At 72.5% G+C, this 7,067-nt stretch carries 4 protein-coding genes and 2 pseudogenes; 3 read left to right on the top strand and 3 right to left on the bottom strand.

The window, feature by feature from the left end; translation table 11 throughout:
• From AN218_RS15785 to AN218_RS15775, 3 genes and pseudogenes are all read right to left on the bottom strand, one after another.
• Positions 1-370 (bottom strand): annotated as a pseudogene (locus AN218_RS15785) (hypothetical protein); the annotation flags it as partial.
• A 214-nt stretch (positions 371-584) separates the two neighbouring features.
• Positions 585-2,516: an alkaline phosphatase D family protein gene (locus tag AN218_RS15780; protein WP_070017525.1), complete on the bottom strand. Its 1,932-nt coding sequence runs from the start codon at positions 2,514-2,516 to the stop codon at positions 585-587.
• Between the two features lie 433 nt (positions 2,517-2,949).
• A complete protein-coding gene (locus AN218_RS15775; RefSeq protein ID WP_070017524.1) occupies positions 2,950-3,621 on the bottom strand; it encodes an HNH endonuclease family protein in 672 nt (223 codons plus the stop codon).
• A gap of 680 nt (positions 3,622-4,301) precedes the next feature.
• On the opposite strand from AN218_RS15775, the gene AN218_RS15770 reads away from it, so the two are divergent.
• From AN218_RS15770 to AN218_RS15760, 3 genes and pseudogenes are all read left to right on the top strand, one after another.
• Entirely contained in the window at positions 4,302-4,892 is a 591-nt protein-coding gene (locus tag AN218_RS15770) for a TMEM165/GDT1 family protein (protein WP_070017523.1), read from the top strand.
• Between the two features lie 292 nt (positions 4,893-5,184).
• The gene (locus AN218_RS15765; RefSeq protein WP_141747592.1) at positions 5,185-6,393 is read left to right on the top strand and encodes a hypothetical protein; all 1,209 of its coding nucleotides are present in this window, start codon (positions 5,185-5,187) and stop codon (positions 6,391-6,393) included.
• A 347-nt stretch (positions 6,394-6,740) separates the two neighbouring features.
• Positions 6,741-7,067: pseudogene (locus tag AN218_RS15760) on the top strand (hypothetical protein); the annotation flags it as partial.

Genomic DNA, 7,067 nt, shown 5'->3' with positions numbered 1-7,067 from the left:
CGCCCGCGAGCGCCTGGCCGAGCCGTTCCTGCGCCAGCCGCAGCCGGTGCGAGCGGGCGAGGGCGCGGTCGAAGCGGGCGCCGCCGCGGCGGGCCATCCGGTACGCGACGAGATCACCGGCCACCGACGCGGCCGCCGCACACAGCACCAGCGCCAACACCTCGGGGAGATGGGCCGATTCGGCGGCGTGCCGGGCGTGGCTGGGCAGATTCGCCGCGTCCGCCGCTGTCGTACCGGCGACGGCGGTACCGGCGGCCACCACGAGGACGCCGCTGGGCAGCAGCGGAACGAAGACGTCCAGCAGGACGGAGGCCGCGATCATCCCGTACAGCCAGGGGGATCCGGTCAGAGACCGCAGGATCTCCAGCACCGTCCGCCCCCGTATCTCCCTTGCCCGCCGACCCGCCCGTTACGGTCCCGGGCATGGTCATGATCCACGTCACCGTCACAAAGTCGGTCCAGCGTACGCCCGCAGGTGACGGGGGTGGCGGCTGGGACGTGCGGGATCGATCTCGGTCCTGTCTCAGGGCGGTAACGGACCCTCAGCGGGCGGACGCCTTACCGGAGCGCGCCGTCGCGGAAGATCAACTTCCGGTGGGGTGGGGCGCGTTGGCGGACGGGGGCGGGGACGGGTGCGTCTCGACGAGGGAGCGCCGCAGCACCTGCTCCAGCCGGGAGCGCAGCCCGCGCCCGGCGCCCGGCACACCGCCCGGACTGTCCGCGCCCTCGGGGACCGCCCGCGCCTGCTCCAACGTCAGCTCCGCCGAACGTCCGCGCAGGCGCAGCGTCATGAGCTGGTTGCCGAACCAAGGGCCGCCGGAGCGCTTCCAGTCGACGACGGCGCTGCCGGGTGCGGTGCCGCCGCTCGCGCCCCCGGCGGCGGTCGCGGTCGTTACGGGGCCGGAACGTGGATCCGCGGCGGGGCGGTGGGCGCCCGGGCTCCACGTCCGTCCATGGCGTGCCAGGACGCGGCCGAGCGCGCGCCCCGCCCGGCTCCAGCCGAAGCGGAACCCCGCGCGCATCGCCGTCGGAATGCTGTTGTGCATGGGCGAACAGGTCAGTTGGAGGACGCGGGAGGAGACGGGACGGTCGAAGCGGGGCTCGCTGACGTAGGCGTGGTGCACGTCGCCGGAGAGCACGCACACCGTCGCCGGCGCCTCGTGCGCACCCGCGACCTCCTCCAGCAGTTCGCCCAGCGCCTCGAAGGACTGCGGATAGGCCGCCCAGTGCTCCAAGTCGGCCGCGCGGCGCAGCCGTTCGCCGAAACGCGCCCAGCGCTCACCGCGTACGCCCCGGCACAGGGCGGCGTTCCACGCCTCCGTGCCGTGGATGGCGGGCGGCAGCAGCCAGGGCAGGGAGGTGCCGAGGAGGAGGTGGTCGTAGCTCCCGTCGCGGTGGGCAGCGGGGGCGCCGGCGGACGCGGCCGTGCCGGTACCGGAACGGGGACCAGGACCGAGACCGGGACCGGGAGCCTCGCCGGGATGGCTCGGTCCCGTGCCGGTGAGGACCTGTTCGCGCAGCCACGCCATCTCGCCCTTGCCGAGCATCGCGCGCTGCTGCTCGTCCAGGACGCGTGCCGCACGGGTGTCGACGATCAGCAGACGCACCCGGCCGAAGTCCCGGCGGTAGCTCCAGCGTGCGGTGTCCGGGTCGCGGTCGGCGCGCTCCACGAACTCGTACAGCACGTCCGTACCGTCCTCCGCGGCGCGTACGGCGGCGAACACCGGGTCCTCGGCCAGCTCGCCCGGCGAGAGGTTGCCCAGGTGCTGATAGACCCAGTACGAGGCGAGGCCGCCGAGGATCCGCGCTCGCCACCAGCCGGTCGCGCGCATCTCGCTGCGCCAGGACTCGCTGGTGTTCCAGTCGTCTATCACGTCGTGGTCGTCGAAGATCATGCAGCTCGGAACGGTCGAGAGCAGCCAGCGGACCTCGGGGTCCGTCCAGGACTCGTCGTAGAGGAGCGTGTACTCGCCGAAGTCCGCGACCTGGCTCCAGGGGGGCTCCGACAGGTCGCGCCGGGCGGCGAGTTGCTCGCGTACGTTCTCGGAGGTCTCGTCCGCGTAGACCTGGTCGCCCAGGAGCAGCAGGACGTCGGGGCGTTCGCCGCCCGCGATGGCGCGCTGGGCGAGGGCGTCGAGGGCGTCGGGACCGGCCGGGTCGTGGGAGCTGGCGGAGGGGCGGGCGGCCCAGCGGCACGAGCCGAAGGCGACGTCGACCGCACCGGTGCCGGGCGCGGGGGTGCGGATCGTGCTCGGGGGGAGGGAGGAGCCGGAGGCGGGCCAGACCTCGGTGCCGTCGAGGAGGAGGCGGTAGGTCGTCTCGGTGCCCGGTTCGAGGCCGACGACGGTGATCAGCGCGTAGTGGTGGCCCGCGATCTGCCAGGTGTGCGCGGTGCCGCCGGCGCTTCCGGGGTCGCAGCGGACCTCCGCCTCACAGGGGCCGTCCGTCTCGATCCAGATCGTCGCCGTGTCCTCGTCGACGTAGCGCAGCAGTGGGCCCAGGCGCAGCCTGCTCATGGAAGCTCTCCCTCCGTCGCCCCGCACGCTACGGAACGACCAGGGCAACGGGCGAGTTTCCGGAGTTCCCCGTCTCTACCGGGCCCCGCTCAACCCTCGCTCAGGGCATGGCACTTCGCCCCACCGGGCCGCGTCTCGTGCGGCCGTCCGCTCCGCGTGACCCCGCGTTGTGAGCGGCGGCACACAACGAGAGCACCGCTCCGGAATTTGCCCTGACGTCCGGTTCGGACGGATGGATTCCGGAGCGGTGCTCTGCATTGTGCGCGGCGGCCGCGGTCAGCCGTCAGCGGCTCAGAGCCGGCGGCCGCCGCCCGGCGGTCGCGTCCCGAGGCCCGCGCAGTGCGACCTGCCTCGCGCACTCCGCGCCTCGGGCGCGGGGCCGCGCGCCGCGTTCAGACCGCCGCCGCGCGGCCCGTGCCGCCGCCGTAACCGCTCAGCAGGTGCCCAGTGCCTCGCTGAGGGCGCTCTTCTCGGCAGAGTCGGCCGTCATGTCATAGGTGTCCTTCACCCAGATCCACATCCGGGCGTAGGTGCAGTGGAAGTCGTCCTTCGGGGGCATCCACTCGGCCGGGTCCCTGTCGCTCTTCGACTGGTTCACGTTGTCCGTGACCGCGAGGAGCTGGGAGATCTCCAGGTTGTTGGCGAGTTCCTCGCGCTTGTCCTGCGTCCAGTCGCTCGCTCCGGACTTCCACGCCTCGGCCAGCGGCACCATGTGGTCGATGTCGACGTCCGAGGGGTCGGTCCACTTCTCGCCGTCGTACGGGCTGGTCCAGGAGCCGCTGGTCGGGTAGCAGTCGCTGCCCGTCTCCACGCCCTCGCCGTCGCGCTTGAGGACGGCCTCCCGGGTGTCGCAACTGTCGCCCTGATCTATCCAGTGCGGGAACTTGTCGCGGTCGTAGCCGTCCATGGAGCCTTCTGCCTGCTCCGTCAGCCCGTCCAGCATCGTCTTCGCCTGGGCGGCGCTGGGCGGTGCGGGCGGCTCGGCCTGCGCCGGACCGGTGCCTGCGGTGAACAGCAGCAGCCCGGCGCACGGTGCGGCGATTGCGGCGGTAATGACCGACTTGCGTCGACGCGCGTAGAGCTTGGTGCGTATGCCCTTCTGCATACGAACTCCCTCTGTGTGGGGGGATATTGCGAGGCGCACGCCCCGTGTCGACCGATGGTGCCGCCAACACGTTGCCGGGAGGCAGGCGTCGGGTAACAGCGTGACGACGTGTTCACGTCACATCAAGGGCTCCGTCACAACTCCGCGCCGAACTGCCCGCCGACCGCGCCCATTTCCTGTTGTTTCTTCGTCATCCCCGCTCCACGTCCCCGATATCCCTTTCCGGGCCTCCTGGGCGGACCCTCCCGTCCTCCGGCTCACGGCGCCCGCCCCCGTCCCGCTGCGCCCGCCCGTGCTTGCGCCCCCGCGCCCCCGGGCAGCGGCCCCCGAAGCCGTACTCCTGATGCCCGCCCCCGCGCCCCCTGACCGGTGCCGATCGCGTCCGGGCGGCCGCGTCGTCTAGCCTTGCCTCCAGCAGAAGGGGAGTAGCTCTTCGCCGGACCGTCGACATACTGGACGGGCCTCCGGTCCCCGGCCGCCGCGCACCGCGCGGCGCGACCCGTGACCGCGTGCCCGCCCCGGCGCCCGGAGCGCAGCGACCCGAACAGGCGGCAGTACAGAGCCGGTTCGGGGCGTGGCGCCAGCGAGACCTTCGGCCGAGCAGTGACCGTCATGTACGACGCTGCCGGGCCGAAGCGTGCTCCGCGGCGGCAGGCAGCCTTCCCCGAAGGACAGCTTCCGTGATCAGCCTCTCCGTCGCCGCCGTGGTCTTCGGCGTCGTCTTCCTCGCCGAACTCCCGGACAAGACCGCCCTCGCCGGGCTGGTGCTGGGCACCCGCTACCGCGCCTCGTACGTCTTCGCCGGCGTCGCCGCCGCGTTCGTCCTGCACGTCGTCCTCGCCGTCGCCGCGGGCAGCGTCCTGACGCTGCTGCCGCACCGACTCGTGCAGGCCGTGGTCGGCGTGCTCTTCCTCGGGGGCGCCGCGGTGGTGCTGCTGAAGAAGGACGACGAGGGGGAAGAGGAGCAGGCGAGGACGCCGGGCGGCCAGTCGTTCTGGAAGGTGGCCTCCAGCGGGTTCATGCTCATCCTGGTCGCGGAGTTCGGGGATCTGACGCAGATCATGACCGCCAACCTCGCGGCACAGTACGACGATCCGCTCTCCGTCGGCCTCGGTGCGGTGCTCGCGCTGTGGGCGGTGGCGGCGCTGGGGATCCTCGGCGGACGTACGCTCATGCGGTTCGTGCCGCTGCGGCTGATCACGAGGATCGCGGCGCTGCTCATGGTGGGGCTCGGGGCCTTCAGCCTGTACGAGGCCGTGGCCGGGGCGTAGCCGGCGGGGGTCCTGTCGTGTCCCGGCGGGAGCCCTGTCGTGCTCGCCGTGCCGTCCCGTCCGCCGCCCACCGGTCGTCGCCCGGCCTCCGACCGGCCGCCGCCCCGCGCCGTGCCTTACTCTGACCTCTCGCGCGGCGACCCGCCCGCGGCCCTGCGACCTCCGGTCCTGTGGCGCGGCGGGTCCCTCCGAACTCGGCACGGACGGACGGCGGTTGAGCCGTACCGGGACGGTGCGCGATCGGTACGACAACACATCGACAACGGGGGAACCTGTGCGCGTAGACGGATGGATGAGACGTGTGGCCGGTACGGCGGGCGCTGTGGCGCTCGCCCTGAGCGTGGCGGCCTGCGGCGGCTCCGACGAGGCCGGCAGCGGCGGCGCGGACGGCAAGGACGCCGCGGACGCGCGCGGGCAGGGCACCCCCGCCCGCCCCGTCCACGTGGACGACGAGCAGCACCGCATCACCTGGACCGACTCCCGTGAGCAGTCCCATGTGCTGCGCGCCGCACCGCGTGAGCTGGCCCGCGGCTCGGAGTCCGACTTCGAGGGCGTACGGCTCGACGACGACCTCAAGGGACTGGTGCCGTACTACCTCACCGTCTCCTACACCAACGAGGGCAAGACGAGCATCCAGCAGCCCCCGCAGCGCGATTTCGACCTCGTCGCCGCGGACGGGCAGCCCGGCAAGGGCGTTTCGGTCTTCTCCTCCGCGCTGTCGAAGAAGTCCGGCCTGCCGGAGGCCTGTTCGAAGCAGGCGCCGCAGTCCCTGAAGCCCGGCGGCACCGCGACCGTCTGCGAGATCGTGATGATGCCCGACAACCGTCCCCCGGCCGTCGTCTCGTACACCGGCAGGGACGCGGACGGCAAGGACGTCGCCCCGGTGATCTGGCGGGCCGGGGACGCGAAGAAGGGCGAACTGCCCGAGGACATCCTGCCGTTGAAGGAGTCCGCCGACTCCGCGGTACGGGACGCCGACGGCCGTACGGTCAAGGTCGAGGCCGCCCCGCGCAGCATCCGGCCCGGAAAGCAGGCCGACCTCGGGCGCTTCAAGCTGAGCGCGGACGACAAGGACAAGGTCCCGTACTACGTGACCGTCCAATACCGGAACAAGGGCGCGCACAAGCTGCTGCCGCGGATGAACCAGAAGGTCCAACTGCAGGCGGTCAGCGGGCATCCGGCCCGCCGCCTCAACCTCATCGACTTCTCCGGCCAGGCGTTCACGCCCTGCCCGGACGCCGAGCCGGACACGATGGTGAAGCCGAAGGCGTCCGTGACGGAGTGCGCGGTCTTCCTGATGGCGAAGAACGACTCGCCTGCGTCGCTGGTCTTCACCGGCGAGGGCGCGTCCGCGAAGACCCTGACCTGGCAGGCGCCCCGTTGTCGATCGTCGGCGCAGCACGCTGCGCTCTCCTCCTCCGCCTTGCGATCGCACGCACCAGACCCCGCACCCCCGCCCTGCCCAGCAGGGCAACGACGCTACTTTCCGGACACGCCCTAGCCTTCGCCTTCCGCGGGATCCGGCGTCCCGGCGTCCCGTGTATGCCGTATGTCCCGCGTGTGCGCCGTGCGTTCCGCCCGCCGAAACGGGGGCGGGCGTACGGCAGTTGGGCGGTTCGGCCCGGAATGACTCTCGTCACCTTCGCACGCCGTTTCGGGCCCCTCCCGACTCCTCCGCACACCGACCACGTAAGGTGCACGGCTGGACAGTCACTGGCGATTCGGGTTGCGTCGCCGCGTATAGGGCGCGGCGGCAGACCCAGGGGAGGGGCCGGGATGACGGCGCATAGATGCTGCCCGGAGTGCGGTGCGGAACTGACCGCGGACGGGGGGAAGTTCTGTGGCTGCGTGGGCCCGTTCACGGCCGAGCACGTCGACCCGATGCACATACGTCCCTATGTCGACCTGCCGCAGCCGGCGGACCGGGGCACACGGGCGCCCGACCTCGAACCCTTCGCCCGCTGCGGCCGGGACGAGACCGCGGAGCTTCCCGCGCTGAGCCCGCACGAGGGCCGCGAGGCTCCCGCGGGTCGCGAGAGCGGTGAGCCGGGCGGCCCCGGTCGCGCCGCCCCCGGCGTCTCCGGCGGCCGTGACGGTCACGGCGACTACGACGGATACGACGGGTTCGAGGAGTACGACGGTTACGAGGTCCAAGCGGGCGCGGGCACCCGCGCG

Origin of the sequence: Streptomyces nanshensis (assembly GCF_001751255.1) — a bacterium.
Taxonomy (GTDB): Bacteria; Actinomycetota; Actinomycetes; order Streptomycetales; family Streptomycetaceae; genus Streptomyces; species Streptomyces nanshensis_A.
The sequence above is the reverse complement of the archived record's forward strand: the minus strand, read 5'-3'. Positions and strand labels throughout refer to the sequence as shown.

Coding starts and splice junctions, on each gene's coding strand:
- AN218_RS15775 (WP_070017524.1), bottom strand. CDS start 3,621: ATGCAGAAGGGCATACGCACCAAGCTCTACGCGCGTCGACGCAAGTCG.
- AN218_RS15780 (WP_070017525.1), bottom strand. CDS start 2,516: ATGAGCAGGCTGCGCCTGGGCCCACTGCTGCGCTACGTCGACGAGGAC.
- AN218_RS15765 (WP_141747592.1), top strand. CDS start 5,185: ATGAGACGTGTGGCCGGTACGGCGGGCGCTGTGGCGCTCGCCCTGAGC.